This is a genomic window from Algoriphagus taiwanensis (assembly GCF_036245645.1).
Taxonomy (GTDB): domain Bacteria; phylum Bacteroidota; class Bacteroidia; order Cytophagales; family Cyclobacteriaceae; genus Algoriphagus; species Algoriphagus taiwanensis.
The window spans coordinates 1-324 of sequence record NZ_BTPE01000050.1 but is presented as its reverse complement, the minus strand read 5'-3'; the positions used below and the strand labels follow the sequence as shown (position 1 = coordinate 324).

The following is a 324-nucleotide window of genomic DNA, read 5'->3' as shown; positions in this document are numbered from 1 at the left end:
CTCAAACTCTGTTCTTGTATCGTTATCTACTGTGCTGCCAGACAGGTCAGACACTCGGGTCTGGCCGAAGAAGCCTTCTGCCTCTGCCTGGTTGGTCACAATACCCGCCTCGACATCAGCCGCAGTCACTTCATACGTCGCCGTATACGTCGCACTCTCACCCGGCTTCAACGTGCCCTCAGCACTGTTCATGCTGCTGGACTGGAACGGGATCGCTCCAAACGTGCCCGTGCCACTGAAGCTCTCCTCAGCGATCGCCACATTGGTCAGGGTCACATTACCCTGGTTGGTCACCACAAACGTATAGGTCAACTCGTCGCCCGC

1 protein-coding gene is annotated in these 324 nt (G+C 56.8%); it reads right to left on the bottom strand.

Annotated elements, in window-relative coordinates; translation table 11 throughout:
• A partial coding sequence (locus tag AAA938_RS20225) for a DUF7507 domain-containing protein (protein ID WP_420915762.1) occupies positions 1-324 on the bottom strand: 324 nt, incomplete at both ends.